Source organism: Dysgonomonas sp. UBA7630, from assembly GCF_002483985.1.
In the GTDB taxonomy this organism is placed as follows: domain Bacteria; phylum Bacteroidota; class Bacteroidia; order Bacteroidales; family Dysgonomonadaceae; genus Dysgonomonas.
In genome coordinates this window covers 128,169-145,595 of the sequence record NZ_DLIY01000004.1, presented here as the reverse complement: position 1 = coordinate 145,595, position 17,427 = coordinate 128,169, and the positions used below count along the sequence as shown (strand labels likewise).

Here is a 17,427-nt window from a genome sequence, read left to right as displayed (position 1 = left end):
GTTTTATTCTCTAAATGGGTTTTTGTAAAGATCTAATTTTTGTTGTAATAGATAATAAAAAAAAGGAATGTCATCGACCAAATAGCGTTTTATCAATCTTCCAGGATCTTTAATCATACGATAAAGCCATTCTAATGCTAATTTTTGAAATATCTTAGGTGCACGTTTGACGTTGCCTGCTTCAAAATCTATTGTGGCTCCAAGTGCCATAAATAATCTTATATTCGGGAGTTTATTTTTATAACTATATATCCATTTCTCTTGTTTAGGAGCTCCAACACCAACCACTAGAACTGTAGCATCAGTTTTATTTATCATTTGGATAATATCTTCACATTCTTTAGGGTTCTTTTCGAAGCCATACGAGGGAGCATGTGCTCCGACTATTATTTTACGGCCTACTTTCTCATTGATTTTTTTCATTGCAGTAACAGCAACATCAGGCCCAGCTCCAAGTAAAAATATTTTTATCTTTTCATTCTTTTTGTGATAATTATAAAATAGAGGGAAAAAAGAAGAGCCTGGTATAACTTCTTTTATCTGATTTTTTAAAAATTTTAAACTAAGAGCTATAATCTTACTGTCACACACAACCCAGTTCGCTGCACTATATACATTATAGAAGGATTTATCTTTTTGAAGTTTCATAAGAACATCTACATTTATAGGCATTAATATTCCTTCATTAAGTTGTTCTAATAAGTTCTGGCGAGATAAATTCTGAATTTTTATGTTTAATATTCCAACTGTGTTCATTATTAATTAATTAGGTCTTTAAAGTTTTTTGAAATATTATTATCTAAAATGTCAAATGGAATATCTATATTTTTCTTTTTATTTGATGTAAAATCGTAATTATTCAATATTTTTATGCAATTATCAATGTCATTTAATGGTAGATAAATTACATTTTCCTTTAAAGTTTCTCTAAAAATAGGTATGTCAGAGACAAAGACCCTCGCATCACAGGCTAATGCCTCCAATGGAGTTCTGCCAAATCCTTCATACAAGGATAAAAGGAAAAAAGCTTTTGAATAATGGTATAGAGTCATTAACTCTTCATTAGAAATGTAATTTGTGAATATAATTGAATTAGATAGTTCTGTTACTAATCGATTAAGTTCTTTGTCTTTCCCCCAACCCTTCCGTCCAACTAGTACGAGCTTAATGCTATGGTCAATATTCCTATATTCTTTAAATATCTGAAGTAAATATTTGAAGTTTTTCCGAGGCTCAATAGTTGAGACGGATAGAAAATAATTATCAGGTTTTAATTCCCATTGGGATAAGAATGCTTCTTTTATATAATCTTCTGTTTGCAAGTATTTTTTTGAAATATTTTCACCCCAATTAATAACTTGTTTATTTGTATATTTTTCTATCTCTTTTTTTACAGTTTCTGATATAGTAATAATTTTATCAGCATGCTTCAATGCTAAATTTAATTTAGGCTTTATATAAATGCGAGCATTTAAAGAAAGAGTAGAAGAAAAGTGCTTAAATGCTAGATCGTGGATTGTTGTTGCAACTAAATATTTTTTTCTCCAATAAATATCTATTGGAGGAGGAAAAATAGGGAAAATAACAGATTTTATATTTAAACTCCTCACCGTTTTAGAAAGTAATAGATTGTCTACTAATAGTCTATTTGATTCTTTTATTATAATGGTATTAGGATTGTTATCTAATATATTTTCCATTCTGAATATAGGATAGACATCCGCACTAGTTTTTATTAATGCCTGATATAGTTCTATACCATAATTTTCAACTCCTGTTAATTTTCTATTATAAAGTGGAGTCATATCAATCGCTATTTTCATTTATTTTTAGGTCTAATCTAATTAATAACAAGTATATGGCTTATGTGTCTCCGCAAATACAAAAATATATGCTCTATGAATCTAACGCATTGCTAATCCTTCTGATGTTGAAAGACCTTCTATTTCTTGTGCCTATCTTTCATAAACAAGAGGCAACTATATAATTACTTATAACAATAACCTCCATCAATTTCTAGGATTGTGCCATTTATGTATTGGTTATTAATAACAAATATGAATGCATCTACAATTTCTTCAACGGTAGCAAAACGATGCAAGGATAGTTTATTGCATATATTTTCTCTAATATGCATAGGCTTATCTTTTTGCATTTCTGTTTCTACGAATCCAGGCGCAATCACGTTGCTTCTTACTCCATAAGGCTCTAGAAATTTCACTAGATTTTTTGCTAATGCATGTCCAGCTGATTTACTTACACCATAGGCTATAGATAAAGGATGCGGGTATATACCCATTATAGAGCCTGTAAAAATAATGCATTTATCTTTGCTGAGTTTTATATTGTTTAATAAGGATTGAACAAAAAGAAATGGTATCGTTACATTTGTTCTTAAGACTTTCTCAAAACTATCTAGTTCCATATTTTCAAAAGGGGTACGATCCGTAACGGTTGCATTCAATATCAAAACATCAATAGCTTTAACTTCCTCCTTTAATTTATAAATATATTCAATAGCCTTATCGCGATTAGATAGATCAACTTTGTCTATAACAAAATGGTCATTATTATATTTCTGAGAAAATGTTTGGTATAAAATCTCCGCATGGGCATCATCATGGAAGTAAGTCATATATACTTTATATCCTAATGTAAGCATTCTTTTTGATAATGCTAATCCAATTCCTTTTGTACTACCCGTAATAACCGCCGTTTTCATTTGTTTTGTTTATTTAATATCGGGATTTTTCCGTATAATTGACTGTTTTTTTAATTTCTCATAGTTTTCACTTATTTGTTGTTTTAGAGAAGAACTGGAAATACCCTTGCCATACGGAAAATAACAGACTTGTACTCCTAATTCTTTTAAGTAATCGTATTTTCCTACCCAATCATTACCTACAACAAAGACGTCTATATTTAGATTCCTGACAACATCCGTATGATCTAAAGACTCTTGAGGAATTACAATGTCAGGGTATTTTAAAGCTTTAATTATGGCAATACGTTCCTCAAAAGGAATGATTGGGACAGGTTTATAAGAACTAACTAACTCATCAGTACTAACACCCACTATTAATATATCACCTAGACCTCTTGCATATTCAATCATTTTTAAATGATTACTATGGAACATATCAAATGTTCCCGATGTGTAAATGACTAACTTATCTTTTATCATAATATTAACTACAAACAATTCATTGCTTTATTTTTCATGTGTAAAATTTACTCTATGCTATTTAAATATGATCTTTGGATACAAAAAACATTTCCTTTAAGTGAATGCGACGTTTTTCGACTGGAGGTACCTCCATATAATTATTATATAAACTTTTTAAATATGCGTCGCTATTTTCTACACCAGAAAGTGTAATGTTTTCAAATTTATATTCTTTTGGATTTCCGATTATCTTCGCTGATATTAGCTCTTTTAATCCCCAAGCCCCATAAAAATTACAAATACAATCATTCCTTTTTCCGTGATGCTCTCTAAGCTTAAATAGATAATCAATTAATTTATGAATAGTGAAACGCGAGAATGGGTAAATAATTTTAGCTATAGAAGCTATTTTTTTTTTCACTCCTTTTCTCTGAGATGTATCAGTGAATATGATAGCTTGTAGAGTAACTAGTTTTACAATAATTGAGTTTAAACTAAATATACTTTTCTTACTATTAGTTCTATATAAAGGGAAAATATCCAAGAAGACCCCTATTTTATCATTGCATTCAGACTTACCCACTTCATTAATCAACGTTCGAGTATCTTCTATCTTGATGAAATTCACATAAAAAAGATCGCAATNNACTTTATAGTATTCGGGTAGTTCTAATGATAAGGCTTCTAATAATATAGGAAAGAATTCGGAAGAGACTCCAAAATCCATATCGTCATCCCATGGAATGAATCCTTGATGTCGAACAGCCCCTAGCATAGTTCCTCCTAGCATATAATACGGTATTTTGTTGTTTTTACATATTCTATCAAATGTAATAGCTAAATCTAGAAGAAGTGCATGCAGTTCATGTGAATTTATTTTTTTCATTTGCTAGTATTTTTTCGTATTACTTGTGTCAACATTACGGGTTCGTCGGTAGTTATAAAATCTACATCTTCCTTTAAGAATTCTTTCATCAGTTCTACATCATTTACAACCCATACGTTGGTCATTAAACCCAAATTTTTTGCTTCTTTGATCCAGTTGATATTTTTATTAAAGATACTATAATTATATGAAATACCACTTAACCCAAGTTCTTTGACTCTTGATGGAGCTAAATCTCCATTTGTGTAAAATATCTTAGCTGAAGGGTTCAATTTTCGCATTTTTGTGCAAATATTTAAACTGAAAGAGATATAATTAACTTGTTCATCCATATTATAATTTCCAACTAGTTCTCTTATGATTTTGACCGCATCATCTTCTTTATCTTTTGTTGAAAGGGGTTTGATCTCCAATATTAGTTTGGTCTCTTTATGTTTTGCACCTACAATTAAGTATCTTTCTAAAGTTGGTAATATTTCACCATTTCTCAATATATAATTTTTAATATTTTTATAGGGTGTATCTTCAATGGTCATTTTATTTATATACTTTTCGTGACTAATAACCGGTATCCCATCAGATGTAATAAATACATCAAATTCAGATCCGTAAAATCCCCTCATTTGTGCATTAGTCAGTGAAGATATCGAATTTTCAGTAGAACCCTTAATATTCCAATATCCTCGATGAGCAATTATTTTAGTGTGTTTATTTATATATTCTATATCTTCAGCCTTTTCGTCTTGACACGAATTAAATATTATTATAAATATTAAGAATGTTCCTATATGCTTTAAATAACTGCTATATGCTTTTTTTCGTTTTGGATTCATATTATAGTATGCTGCATTTTTAATATATAATTATTTTTTTTTAATCCTTAAGAATATCAAAAACCGTTTGACTATTTTTCTAATAAAAAAGTAAGAAAATGCAAAAAATGGAAACTTTGTTGATTTATTAGCCTTAAGTATTTTATAACGTTCAATATCTGTATGTAAAGGAGCCATACCACTTGTCCCTTCAATAAAAAAATATGCAATATCTTTTTTTATTTGTTTAAAGTGATATCCTTGCAAATATAACTTTTGAGTTAAGTCAAAATCAGCTCTTAAGGGATATTTAGTATTAAACCCACCCATAGATTCAATCGCCGAACGTCTCATAATCATTCCTTGATGACAGCAGATCATTACATATTTAATCATAGTATAATCTTTAGCCGTCCAATATCTTAGAGTCTCATTAGGATAACGGTCAATAGTATTTCCGTATACTACATCAAATCCAGTTGACTCCTCGATTAACACCTTTATTGCATCAGGGAGCAATTCGTCATCGGATCCTAGAACATGTATCCAATCTCCTTTTGCTAATTTCCATCCTTTATTTAATGCATCGTAAATACCTTTGTCAGGTTCTGATAGAACACAAAATTTTTCAGATTTGTATTTCTCAAGAATATTTAATGTATTATCGGTCGAACAACCATCAATGACAATACATTCTATATTAGGGTAAGTCTGGTCTAAAACACTTCTAATAGCTCGTTCTAAAAATGTTTCAGCATTATATGTTGCAATAATAATAGAAACTAGTTCCATCTTTTTTATCTATTTAATGAATGATATCCCATATAAACATACTTGTTTCAGGGGTTGCGGATAATAAGGGTGCAATCCAATTATACCCGTAATTTATTATTAAAAAAAACATAGCGCAAAAGGTATAAATATCTGTCTTTTTAGTCTCTGATAGTACAACTCCTGCTACAAACATTTCGAAAGTATTAAACCCAAGACCGATCCTCATCGGCAGTTCAATATCTCCAGATACTTTTAATATAATAATTGAGAGATAAAACAGGAAAAAAGGTAATCTGAAGTTCTGGATACGATTCAAATATTTTACTCCAAAATAAATAAGGATTACATTTGATAATAACCGTCTAAATAAAAGAGTGATAGATGCTATATTTCCATCTGATCCTGCATCAGTAAACCAAAATTCAGCATTGTTTAAATAACCTGAAAATTTCTGGTCCTTATCTAAGCTAAGAGCATCAAAAAGAATAACATATTCACTCCAATATTCAATTTTCCACATAAAGAAGACAATCAAATATAATGCAATAAGTGGATAAGGANNATTTAATAGGAATTTTTATATAATAAAATAATAAGAAAAAAGGCAGAAAGATAAAAGATGCAGTATGAATTAGTATCCCAATAAGCATAAAACCCAAACATTTCCATATATGATCCTTCATTAAATATAAGAATGCGATAAGGATAAAGGCCATTGCTAAATATTGTCGAATTGCAGCAGTGGCCCAATAAGAGCCTGTAACAATAAAAAATATAGGTAGAGCATACATGGCTATTTCTCTATAGTTTTTCAGTAGCATCATTACAGCAACTATCAGGACGAAGCTATAAAGAATAAATGCTCCATAATACGGTATATCCAGTGCGCTGAGAATCTCGTTTACAAATCTAAATCCCAATTCTTTCTTTTCTGCAAGATCCATATTCTCATATTGGAGCTTGTACCATAGATAATCAGGACCTCTACCATATCTTAGTCCTTTAATTAAAGAATATGATATAATAACAATGCTCGAATAGATCCAAAATTGATCTTTTCTGCCTTTGCTTATTCCAAATCCACAAAAGATGAAAATAAATAATAGAAGTGTTTCTAAAAATATGTAGTTACCTACTGATCCCATTAACCTAAAGATTTAATAAACCTGGCTGGATTCCCTGCCCATATTTCATTTTTTGGAACGTTCTTAGTCACAACTGAACATGCTCCAATAATTGAATTTTCACCTATTGTTACTCCTTTCAATATAGTTGAGTTTGCACCTATAAATACGTTATCTTTTATAATAACAGGAGAAGTTTTAATATTCTCTTTAATTTCAGGAACTGCTGTGCGTTCTTTATAGTCTAGTGAATGATGATCCGTATCATATATAACAGTTCCTCCTCCTATGCGTACATTATTTCCGATTTCTACTTTACTCCAGCAAACTATTGCAGTTGCGCTTATGCCTACATTGTTCTTTATATTTAATTCACCTCCCTTTGCTACTACAAAAAAACAAGGTTGTTGCCTCCCTATCATATTATTAAGAAGTCCATTATTCATCTTAAACTTATATCCAATAGATACTTCAGCATCTAGATCGATATGACAAATAGGAATTCCATTCGATTTAAAATCAGAAGAAAACTTCACTCCGTTTAGTTTAAGCTTAAGGAATGTAATAACCCATTGAGTTTTCATCAAAACCCTAAAGATTTTATTTATTACTTTATATAAGTATGCAAAAATAATCATAATAAGTTTTTACATTTATAAAAGAATATGGGATTTATATAGATAAGAATATAACTGAAGAACACCTTAAAACCAAAATGCTTAAATGTAAATCTATTTATATTACTACATGCTTTTTCTTTTATATAATTTTTATACTCATTATAAAACTCTTTAAATTCTTTTGTCTGCCATTGATCTTTGGCAAATAGAATTGAAACTCTTAGTGTATTAAAAATAATAACATTAAACTTCCTTTTGTCATTAATGTCTTCTATCATATTAGTACAAAAAATAGCTAAATCTTTATGAATACAAATTAAGTCTTCTGAATTTTTCTTTTTCCACGAACTCATTATTGAACCAGAGGAACGAAGACGATAATTATAAATAGAATTGCTCATGATGTAAATATCATTTGCAAGATATAACATTTTAGGACCAAACTCTCCGTCTTCATGTAATAAGTTGGGACGGAATTTTAAATTATTAACAAGTAAGAAATCTCGCTTTAGTATAAAGCGTGGAGATGCACCGTAAGGCAAATTTTCAAACAGGTAATTTTTACCTTTTATAAGAATATTATCAGCTATGGAAAAATCATTCCCTATATTGATGTCATCTTTTACTCTATTCAGCGGGGTAGCATAGACATCAGCTTCATATTTATCTATCAGCTGATAGAGTTTCTTAAGAACATCTTTTTCTATCCAATCATCACTGTCGATAAACCAGATATATTGTCCATCAGCAATTTTTAGACCAGCATTCCTCGCTTCACTTAATCCCTTATTCTCTTGATTGATAATAGTTATATTTGAATATTGGTGCATGTATTTACTGACAATACTCATACTATTATCTTTTGTCCCGTCATTAACAATAACCACATCATAAGTATCAAAGGGCACATCTTGCGAATATATGGACGTTAAACACTTTGCTATGTATGGTTCTACGTTATATACAGGGACTATAATGCTTAGTCTTTTGGGTTTCATTTATTAAATTGCTTAACGGACAATTCCGTCCTTATATTTTATTCTTTATTTTCTTTATTTTAGCTACGAATCTCGCAAGAAAATATCTGTTCTTTAAATTCAAAAGATTCCAAATTTTCTTCTCCAGTTGCATATACCTTGGCACCCAACTGGCTGCATAATGATGAATTGTGTATGTATTCTTAGTAATATTTATCTTATCTGTTTCGAATGACTTTGGCGAAAAATAATCAGAAGGATAGATTGTCAATCCGGATATGGTTTGTAATTTACCATTTAACAGTAGGCCTTTTTCAACCAGGATATTTGTCATGTGAACAACTACAGTCTCGTAATTGAAAGATCCATCAGATAGGATGAATGATTTGTTATTATATCTATTCAGAATATCTTTTATTAATTTATCTTCTTTTTCTGCACCTAATATTAGGCCAGGAGCAACCATCGTGTCTGTTTCAAATCCAGCAAATGCTTTATTTGTTAACAAGCTATCTAAAGACTTTAATACTTCTACATCAACGTCCAGATATATCCCTCCTTCGTCATGTAGAACTTTAAAGCGTGCATAGTCGCTTACATACGCATATTTCTTTACGTTATATGCCTCTTGTGTATAAGGTATTATGTCTACATTAAAGTTGTCTTCATTCCATTCTTTTATCGCATAATCAGGAAGATACTTTTTCCATGATTCTATACACTTTATAGCTAATGCAGGCAATGGTTTTCTTCCAAACCAACAGTAATGAATAGTCTTGGGGATCATACATGTTTGTTTTTAAGATTCAAACTCTTCTTTTGCTTTCTTTAGTTCTTTTAAATAGCCTTTTCCGTAACGAAGGTCAGGTTCCATATAGTTTCCTTCACCCCACTCATTCCATGACTTAATAAAGACAAGGGGTTCATTATCTGTTTTCATCTTTAATGTTTCAAAAACTTGCTTAGCATGCATGCCAAAATATTCCGGAGTAGAGTTATCTAATAAATGTCCTCCCATACCACTTCTTGGGGTATGATCAAAATTAGGGATTAAGGTTGGAACTATAAATTCTTCTTTCTCTTTTTCTCCAACAAACTTAGAATAGCATTTTCTATAGTCAATTCTTCTGTTTTTGGGGAAAAATTTAACCTTTGTTAGTTTTAATGTTTTCAGATAAATTTTTGTCAACAAGTTCTTCTTCTTATTGTAAGAGAATTCTTCATAAAGACGTACAGCATTCACTGCATCAAAACCTAAAGCTAGAATCTCATCCCCTACAGAATCAACATATTCAGTTTGTCCTATAAAATAAATTCCATTCAATCCATTTTTGATAGCTAATTTTTGCCACAATTCGATAAATTCCTTTACATTAGGAAACGCTAGAGGTCTGTATATCATAAACAGAGGTTTGTCATCTTTCCTAAGATAGCGAGGGTCTTTGAATGCTGAGAGTAAATGTTCAAAATGTAATATATTTGAGTTCTCATTTCCATATTTTTGCTCTACAAGTAATTTTTTTTCAGAGGTGCCATCATGTCTCCAAAACTTTGTATGCCAACTTTCATTAGCCCAGCATAGCATAAAAGGAAAATCAGGCTCACCAGAACTAAGGACCTCATTAAAGGGTCTCTCCAGCTCTTGGTGATTGTCATCGAACCAATAATGATAGTAGCAAAATGCATCAACACCGTATTCTCGAGCCATGTCAGCTTGCATTTTTCTAGCTTCAGGCATTCGCAAATCGTAAAATCCAAGATCTGCAGGAACTCTAGGTTGATAATGCCCTTTAAAAAGAGGCCTTGCTTTACAAAGGTTAGTCCATTCAGTAAATCCTTTTCCCCACCAAATATCATTATTAGGTGTAGGATGAAATTGAGGTAGATATAATGCAATTATTTTAGCTTTTTTTTTCATATTTCTTTGTATTATTACTAAAGTAATCTTTGTTTTATTAGATAAATAATCTTTGCTTTTTGGTTTTTCTGTAAAATGAATATGCCCATGATAATTGTGGTAATTATACCTATAAGGGAAGCATATAGTATGAAATCCAGCCAGTTATTAATGATGAAATATCGTTTCAAGAGTGAGAGGCTAATTATTATTATTGTAGATAGAAATAGAATTTTCAATATCAAAGGGTAGAATGTATACCATTTGAGCCCTAGACATTTCGCGCCATATATTGGTAAATATGTTAAACCTCGTATTGCACCCCAAATGAAATGTGCAACGACAATAGACAAAAGTTTATGATATTCGCTATCAAAATAAAAGATTCCTATAAAAATAGTCGCAGATAAAAGAAGGTTGAATATAAATAAAGTTATTGATACTTGTTTTACTTTATTTGTAATAGTAAAAATATTCCACAAACTTTCTATCGGCATGAGGATCAACATACTTAATATAGCAATTGAAGAAAGAACACTTAAACGATTAGCATCTTGTGTAGGTACCCAAAACTGAAAAAAGACTTCACCTAAAATAAGGAATACTATTAGTGGAAGCGCAGACAAAATACCCATAATTCGTATGTTGTTCAATAGTTCTTTTTTTAACTGCAGAATCTCACCTTTCGCATACAATTCTGTTAATTTAGGGGCAAATACTGCCGCAATAGAACTGCACAAAGATAAGATTACTATTGGGACAGCTTTACTGATAGAAAGTGTACCCATAGCCGTAGCACTAATAAAAAGATTGGCGAGCAATAAATCTATACCTGTAGATAATACTTCACTTAATTTGCTAAATAAATTCCAGACTCCCGAAAAAATAAGTTCCTTTACTAACTTAAAGTCATATAATGACTTATTTATTTTAAAACCAGGCAGTAAATTTCGAGTTAATCTGCGATTAGTTATTGCAATAAATAAAGTTGCTGCTATGGCAGAGATACCATAATACCATAGATGTGGTACAAATAGCAGGAAAGGTGTTATTATAAAGAGTACTCTTAATAGATTAGAAACTATATTTCTTAGAGAGGATAGATCTAATCGGTTTTTAACAAAAGTAGCTATAGAGTATACATTAGAGGTAAGTGCTATAATTGAATTAATGAATGTCAATCCAAATAATAATTTTACATCTCCAACTAGTTCAGGTGGAATCTGTATAAGGTAATTAAGAAATCCAACTATAAATATTGCAAAAAGTGCTATAACTATAGCTAAGAAAAGGTTCGAATAGTACACAGAGGCAAAATATTTTTTTGCGAGTTCAGTATCACCTCTATGAAAACTGACTGTTATAAAACGAGCAGCCATTGAATTAAGTGCGATGGTTATTAGTGTTGTATAGGAAACAAAGTTATTAGCTAGTCCGATAAACCCATATGCCTCAGCTCCTAATTTAGCTATAACAAAAGGCGCTAAGAAGAAGTTAATGATAAATCCTACAATAAACGCAAATAGCTGCGCTACAAGGTTTATACCTAAACGTTTTTTATCTTCCATTAAAGCTTATTTGTCAATTTTTAGCATATATGAAATCCTTACAATTTTGGATATACGCTTATATTTTAGTTTGCGAATCAAAATTATTTTATTTCAGTATTCTTTTTCGATATTCCCAATAAATCGTCTTTTAGTACCCATGCTGATGCACCCATTAAAGATGAAAATAAAAATACGATCATAATTAATTTTTTCGAAGGCTTAGAAGGTTCCAGTGGCTGTACTGCTGGCTGTATGACAGTGAAAACAGGAGTGTTATCTTGTACTTTTATTTTTGCTAATTGAAGTTGTTGTGCTGTCTGGTTATAAACAGAATAAGCCAGATTAACTTCATTTTGTAATCGCTCCTGGGTTGTTCTGAAGGAGGCGGAGACGACATTCAGGTTACCATCAATAAATACAGCTAAATCTTTCTGTGCTTTATAATAATTTTCTTTGGATTCTTGATATAACTTTTGTGCATATTCTAAATCTTGACGTGTTTTTTGCGTGCGATAATCAATAATATATGACTGGAGATATGATGTTAATGTATCAGCTATATATGCAGAAATTTCAGGGCTTTGCATTGTAACATCAATAGTTGTAATTCCTGTTTTTTTATTAAAGCCTATAGCTAATCTGCTCTTCAGATTATCTAATATTTTTTGTTCTTCTTTTGGTATGAAGTAATTGTTGTAAGTCTCCTTCTTGTCTGTTATATCTTTGTTCCTTTCAAATGAAAGTAGTCCTTTCAATAATCTAGGAGCTCCTAATATGTGATTCCACCATGCTGCTGACTGATAATTATTAAGGTATGCGTATAAAGTTGTGTCGATTTTTTTTTCAGAATCCATTACAACAATATTTAACAACCCTTGTGAGAAAAGTGAAGAATTCACAATATCTGGGTATAGATCTGGCGTGGCCAAAGCGTTTGTTCCGGGAGCTCCCCCTAAATTTATGCCTGCCAAAGATGCCAAAGAACTCAATGTCCCAGATGATGAGGACTGGGTATCTGGGAGTAGCACCACCGTCGTTGTATATTCCTTAGGTATACTAAAGGCAACTACCAATCCGAAAATAAAACCTATACCAACAACTTTTAGTATAAACTTTTTCTTTAGCCAGATTTTCTTACCTAATGCTAGCAGGTCAATTTCTTTTTCCTCTGATATATTATTTTGTCTTTGTCCTTCCATTTTACTTGCTCAAATTATTTATTAATAAAGCAACGACAGAAGCCATAGATGTAACACTGGTACCTAGGCTTAATATCTGAGCTAATGACATTTTCTCTTTCTGTTCCTTAGATGGGATAACAATATTACATCCGGGTTGGATTGCATCTCTATTTGAACCCTTAACCTTAGCAACAGTTCCATTCATATATACAATATATGCTCTTTTCTTTTCTGCCAAATCACTGTATCCTCCAGCTTGATTAATGTAATAAGATACTTTCTGTCCTCTTTTGTATAGAACAGTATTTGGGTACATGACGGAACCATTAATTTTTACAGTGTTATCATATTCCGGTACAATAAGTTGATCTCCTTCTCGAAGAACAAGGTCATATTCTGATTTTGGATTTGCAATCGCTTTGTCCAATTCTATACCTACTGAGTAATAAGGATTAATGTTTAGTAAATCTGTAGAAATAGAGTCCTTCAGTCCCTTTGATAGGGCTTGCATAGCTTTTCTCTCTTCAGTCATTTCCATTATTGTTTTCTCTCTTAACAACCTTGCTCCGGCAGAAAATGCATGGGGGGTTAAATTGCCAGCTCGTTTTACAATATCCGATAGTCTTTCGGTTTTCTCCTTCAAAGCATATTTGCCCGGAAATAGAACTTCGCCCGCAATTTCTATATTTCTTTGTTCGATATATCCCGGACTACGCCTTACGTAAACTTGATCGTATGGATTCAATACAAAATCGGGTGGACCATCTACTACCAATCCATTCTTTATATTAAATGTATAGATATCGGCTATCACATTTGGGCTCTCAATACTTAAAGGGTCAACGATCCTTCTCGAAACATCCACTTTTGCTAAAGAGGCTGATTTCAGAAGACCTCCAGCTTTGATGATTAAGTCTTCGATACTTGTTCCTTCGGCATAGTCATATTCACCCGGAACCTGTACATCGCCATAAATTGTGAAGCTGCCCAATTCAACTAATACACTATCTGAAGCCACAAGAAGCATATCATTTTTCTTCAGATTGATATCTGCGGTACGGCCTTCAAGAAGATTTTTCAAGTTAATAGGAACTGTTTCACGAGTTAAGTCTGCTCTTTCCCTTGTGAGTATCGCTCTGTTGAGGAATGCATTTTCTTTAATACCTCCGGCTTTCTCGATTAGATTCTTTATTGTTTTTATCTGTTCGCCCACTTCATAGTAACCGGGTCTGAATACTGCACCTTTTATTTCAACTCTATTGTCAAACTGATTTAAGCCCGCACTAACAAAGATGCTATCTTTATCGTCTAATATGAAATTCTCAAAATCTTTAGAACTAACAGTATAGGCCTTATCGTATTTTCCTGTTTTTCTAGTAATATCTATTTTGTCTTTGTATGCATCGCCTGTAAAACCTCCCGAATATTTAATTAAGTCTGAAAGGGTTTCGGTTACTGTCATCTCATAAAACATAGGGCGTTTTATTTTCCCTACTATCTCTACAAGAGAGATGTATGGAGGAACCATAATAATATCTCCATCCATCAAACGGGTTTCGCCACTTGCATTCCCATTCAATAGATACTGATAGATGTCTATTGTTTTTATGAGCTTACCTTTACGATACAGTTGAATAGAACGTAAAGAACCGATGTCATTTATCCCTCCTGCATTGTATAAAGCATGAAATACCGATGAGAGAGAAGATAAGGCATATGTACCCGGTACAGCAACCTCTCCTAATATGTTTATCTGGATAGTACGTATTTGGCCTAAAGTAAGTTTTATTTGGGAAGATCCTCCTTCGTTACCGATGCCTGAATAAACACTAGAAAACTTTTGTTGTATATAAGAGTTCGCTTCTCTTATTGTCATTCCGTTTAAGTAAACAGGGCCAAGCCTGTCTACTACAATACTCCCTTCCGGAGAAATTATTTGTTGCAGTGATGCTTGAGAAGCCCCCCAGATATCAATGACTATTTCATCACCGGGTCCTAATTTATAATCTTCGGGCGTCGGGATATTCATATTAGGTAGAAATGAAAGATTCTTTTGGTTGAATATATTTTTACCGAAAATTACAGGTTTGTTATCTTCTAAAAGGCCATATTCTCGTTGGTATTCCAACTGTCTGGCTATGGAGTCATTTCTAAGAGCGTACGTTTCACTCGTTACGTCTTTTCTGAGTGTCGGTCTGCTTGTCGGGGTGTTTATATTGCTGGTATTCTGATTTTGCTGATTTACCTGACTTTTTATCCTTAATAGCTGGTCTTGAGTTGCTCCCCGCTTCAAAAGTTCGGTAGCAATCATTTGTTGGGAAGTTCCTTTGGCTGCCTCTGTTTTAACATATTCTATGACCTGTGAGTCGGACATCTGGGCAAACAACAGGTTTCCTGAAATTAATGAAATAAAAAAATAAAGAATAACTCTTTTCATATATTTAAAATATTAAAGGCTTAAAAGCAATGACTCTAGATTTTCTATGTTAATTTGTATTCAAGGTTTATTATTTTAGTAAACAATTCAATAATCTATAAATATCCTTTTGCAACAACCATCAGCGTGTATCTAGGTGCCTGTCAGATGGTTCAGGGGTAATCTATTTTGATATTGTGTCTCGATCATACAATGTTTGTTATTTTTAACTTTACAAATGTAGCTAATTTTTAAGTTAAAACAATTTTAGATAATATATATATTGGTATCCGGAGTCGGTTTCAATACAATCAAGATTGAGGCTACTTTTGATTTCCAAATAACTCTTCTTCAACGATACAGCAAATAATATGAGCTATAAGTATATGTGATTCCTGTATTCTTGGAGTTTCCTCCGACGGAACTTTTATACAAATATCAGATAGCTCAGAAGCTTTGCCTCCCGATTTACCCGTCAAAACTATAGATTTTATGCCTTTTCCTTTACATGCATGCAGTGCCCTGACAATGTTTTCGGAGTTGCCGGATGTTGTAAGACCGATAAAAATATCGCCTTCTGCACCCTGAGCATGCACTTGTCTCTCAAAAAGTCTGTCGAATCCGTAGTCGTTTCCTATTGCTGTTATAATAGATGTATCAGTTGATAATGCTATGGAAGGAATTCCGGGCCTATCGAAATAAAATCGGCTGACAAACTCCCCGGCTATATGTTGTGCATCTGCAGCACTTCCTCCATTTCCTGCAATCAGTGTTTTTTTTCCTCTTTTATAAGCATCCACTGTTGCTGTAGCAGCATCTTTGATACTTGCCATGATCGCCGGATTGGATAGTATAGATTCCTTTACAGAGATAGACTTTCGGATGTGCTCTGTAATAATTTGTTCAAGTTCCATATTCTGTTTTAGCTAATTAGTCCCAAAAGTAACTTTTTTTTAACAATTTTCACGGTTAATTGTTAGTAACTTTTTAAATAAAAGAGAACATCATCTTTTTCATTTCTACAACTTATAATTATCTTTGCCTCTATGGAAAACAAAGTCTTTACATATTTAGAATTTGCCTTGCCAATCCATAACTGTGTGATTATACCAGAGTTGGGTGGGTTTATTGTCAATCAGGAGGAACCATTGCATCATATTGATGCTAATGTTTCCGTACCCGGATATATGATAACTTTCAACCCTGATCTGAAGCATGATGATGGTGTAATCGTCTCTTATTATATAAGAGACGGGAAAATGACATATAATGCTGCATTGCAAAAAATAAAAGATTTTGTCAAAGGGTTAAAACAAGAGCTTTCTACTCAAAAGCCTGTAACTTGTGGAAGATTGGGTAGTTTATATATGAATAAGGAAGGTAAACTTCTGTTCGAGGCTAATCCATCTTTTGTGTTTCCATCTCTTTATGGTCTTACCGCTGTAGGGTTAAGCAATCTGTCGGATATAAATAGACGGGAGTCTGTTTCGAGAAAAAGCTTTCCGATTAAATATGCTCTCGGAAGTGTTGCTGCTGCTGTGGTTGCCATGTTTTTATTCACAGTGCCATCGGCAAATGTAAGTAACAATACAGATATGCAAAGCGGGATACCTCAGCAATCGGGCTTTATCTATTCTCTTGCAGAACAAGTAAAACCATTATTAGATCCTGATTCTGTTAAGGTTGTAGAAGCCAAGGTAGAGAATAAAGAGTCTCAAACACCGCCTCAATCTTTACGTACATACTATATCATTGTAGGAGGAGAGGATACGCAATCGAGAGCAGAACGTTTGTTGGACAAGATTAAGAAGAGTGGTCTTCAGAGTGTAAATATCTTAGAAGCAGGAGGTCGTTTCCGTATCTATGTAGCTTCATTCTCTGATAAGCCTGAAGCCGAAGGCTTTTTGGACACATTCCGTAAAGAGAATCCAAAATACGAAACAGCTTGGTTGTATTCCAAAAGGAACTAATTAGTAGAGCGATATATAGCAAAAAAAGAGGAAAGATAAGTTTTTCCTCTTTTT

Annotated in this window: 18 protein-coding genes; 1 reads left to right on the top strand and 17 read right to left on the bottom strand. The window is 32.4% G+C overall.

Features of this window, described 5'->3' with window-relative positions; all coding sequences use genetic code 11:
* Positions 1-3: 3 nt before the first annotated feature.
* The 17 genes from B3P17_RS02280 to B3P17_RS02200 form a co-directional block, all read right to left on the bottom strand.
* Positions 4-756, bottom strand: a complete 753-nt coding sequence (locus tag B3P17_RS02280; protein WP_252638572.1) for a WecB/TagA/CpsF family glycosyltransferase — start codon at positions 754-756, stop codon at positions 4-6.
* Positions 757-758: 2 nt separating this feature from the next.
* Positions 759-1,823 carry a glycosyltransferase family 4 protein gene (locus B3P17_RS02275; protein ID WP_252638573.1) on the bottom strand — a complete coding sequence of 355 codons (1,065 nt, stop codon included), beginning with the start codon at positions 1,821-1,823 and terminating at the stop codon, positions 759-761.
* A 164-nt stretch (positions 1,824-1,987) separates the two neighbouring features.
* Positions 1,988-2,722 carry an SDR family NAD(P)-dependent oxidoreductase gene (locus tag B3P17_RS02270; RefSeq protein ID WP_252638574.1) on the bottom strand — a complete coding sequence of 245 codons (735 nt, stop codon included), beginning with the start codon at positions 2,720-2,722 and terminating at the stop codon, positions 1,988-1,990.
* Between the two features lie 9 nt (positions 2,723-2,731).
* Positions 2,732-3,184: an adenylyltransferase/cytidyltransferase family protein gene (locus B3P17_RS02265; protein WP_252638575.1), complete on the bottom strand. Its 453-nt coding sequence runs from the start codon at positions 3,182-3,184 to the stop codon at positions 2,732-2,734.
* 61 nt (positions 3,185-3,245) lie between these two features.
* Positions 3,246-4,052, bottom strand: a complete 807-nt coding sequence (locus B3P17_RS02260; protein ID WP_291103052.1) for a LicD family protein — start codon at positions 4,050-4,052, stop codon at positions 3,246-3,248.
* Positions 4,049-4,885 carry a glycerophosphodiester phosphodiesterase gene (locus B3P17_RS02255; protein ID WP_252638577.1) on the bottom strand — a complete coding sequence of 279 codons (837 nt, stop codon included), beginning with the start codon at positions 4,883-4,885 and terminating at the stop codon, positions 4,049-4,051. The genes B3P17_RS02260 and B3P17_RS02255 overlap by 4 nt, the downstream gene beginning before the upstream one ends.
* 30 nt (positions 4,886-4,915) lie before the next feature.
* Positions 4,916-5,656: a glycosyltransferase family 2 protein gene (locus tag B3P17_RS02250; protein ID WP_252638578.1), complete on the bottom strand. Its 741-nt coding sequence runs from the start codon at positions 5,654-5,656 to the stop codon at positions 4,916-4,918.
* A gap of 13 nt (positions 5,657-5,669) precedes the next feature.
* Positions 5,670-6,158 carry a hypothetical protein gene (locus B3P17_RS02245; protein WP_291103047.1) on the bottom strand — a complete coding sequence of 163 codons (489 nt, stop codon included), beginning with the start codon at positions 6,156-6,158 and terminating at the stop codon, positions 5,670-5,672.
* A complete protein-coding gene (locus B3P17_RS02240; RefSeq protein WP_291103044.1) occupies positions 6,145-6,783 on the bottom strand; it encodes an EpsG family protein in 639 nt (212 codons plus the stop codon). The genes B3P17_RS02245 and B3P17_RS02240 overlap by 14 nt, the downstream gene beginning before the upstream one ends.
* Positions 6,783-7,346, bottom strand: coding sequence for an acyltransferase (locus B3P17_RS02235; RefSeq protein ID WP_252638580.1), 564 nt, complete (start codon positions 7,344-7,346; stop codon positions 6,783-6,785). The genes B3P17_RS02240 and B3P17_RS02235 overlap by 1 nt, the downstream gene beginning before the upstream one ends.
* Before the next feature lie 50 nt (positions 7,347-7,396).
* Positions 7,397-8,380: a glycosyltransferase family 2 protein gene (locus tag B3P17_RS02230; RefSeq protein WP_252638581.1), complete on the bottom strand. Its 984-nt coding sequence runs from the start codon at positions 8,378-8,380 to the stop codon at positions 7,397-7,399.
* Between the two features lie 31 nt (positions 8,381-8,411).
* On the bottom strand, positions 8,412-9,146 hold the full coding sequence (locus tag B3P17_RS02225; protein WP_252638582.1) for a glycosyltransferase family 32 protein: 735 nt from the start codon (positions 9,144-9,146) through the stop codon (positions 8,412-8,414).
* Between the two features lie 12 nt (positions 9,147-9,158).
* Complete coding sequence (locus tag B3P17_RS02220) at positions 9,159-10,277, bottom strand: glycoside hydrolase family 99-like domain-containing protein (protein WP_252638583.1); 1,119 nt, start codon at positions 10,275-10,277, stop codon at positions 9,159-9,161.
* Positions 10,278-10,294: 17 nt separating this feature from the next.
* Positions 10,295-11,824: a lipopolysaccharide biosynthesis protein gene (locus B3P17_RS02215; protein ID WP_252638584.1), complete on the bottom strand. Its 1,530-nt coding sequence runs from the start codon at positions 11,822-11,824 to the stop codon at positions 10,295-10,297.
* An 83-nt stretch (positions 11,825-11,907) separates the two neighbouring features.
* Entirely contained in the window at positions 11,908-13,005 is a 1,098-nt protein-coding gene (locus tag B3P17_RS02210) for a Wzz/FepE/Etk N-terminal domain-containing protein (RefSeq protein WP_252638585.1), read from the bottom strand.
* Position 13,006: 1 nt separating this feature from the next.
* Positions 13,007-15,424, bottom strand: coding sequence for an SLBB domain-containing protein (locus tag B3P17_RS02205; RefSeq protein ID WP_252638586.1), 2,418 nt, complete (start codon positions 15,422-15,424; stop codon positions 13,007-13,009).
* A 302-nt stretch (positions 15,425-15,726) separates the two neighbouring features.
* Positions 15,727-16,317, bottom strand: a complete 591-nt coding sequence (locus tag B3P17_RS02200; RefSeq protein WP_252638587.1) for a D-sedoheptulose-7-phosphate isomerase — start codon at positions 16,315-16,317, stop codon at positions 15,727-15,729.
* A gap of 132 nt (positions 16,318-16,449) precedes the next feature.
* Between B3P17_RS02200 and B3P17_RS02195 the strand changes: the two genes are divergently transcribed.
* Complete coding sequence (locus tag B3P17_RS02195) at positions 16,450-17,373, top strand: SPOR domain-containing protein (protein WP_252638588.1); 924 nt, start codon at positions 16,450-16,452, stop codon at positions 17,371-17,373.
* Positions 17,374-17,427 lie beyond the last annotated feature (54 nt).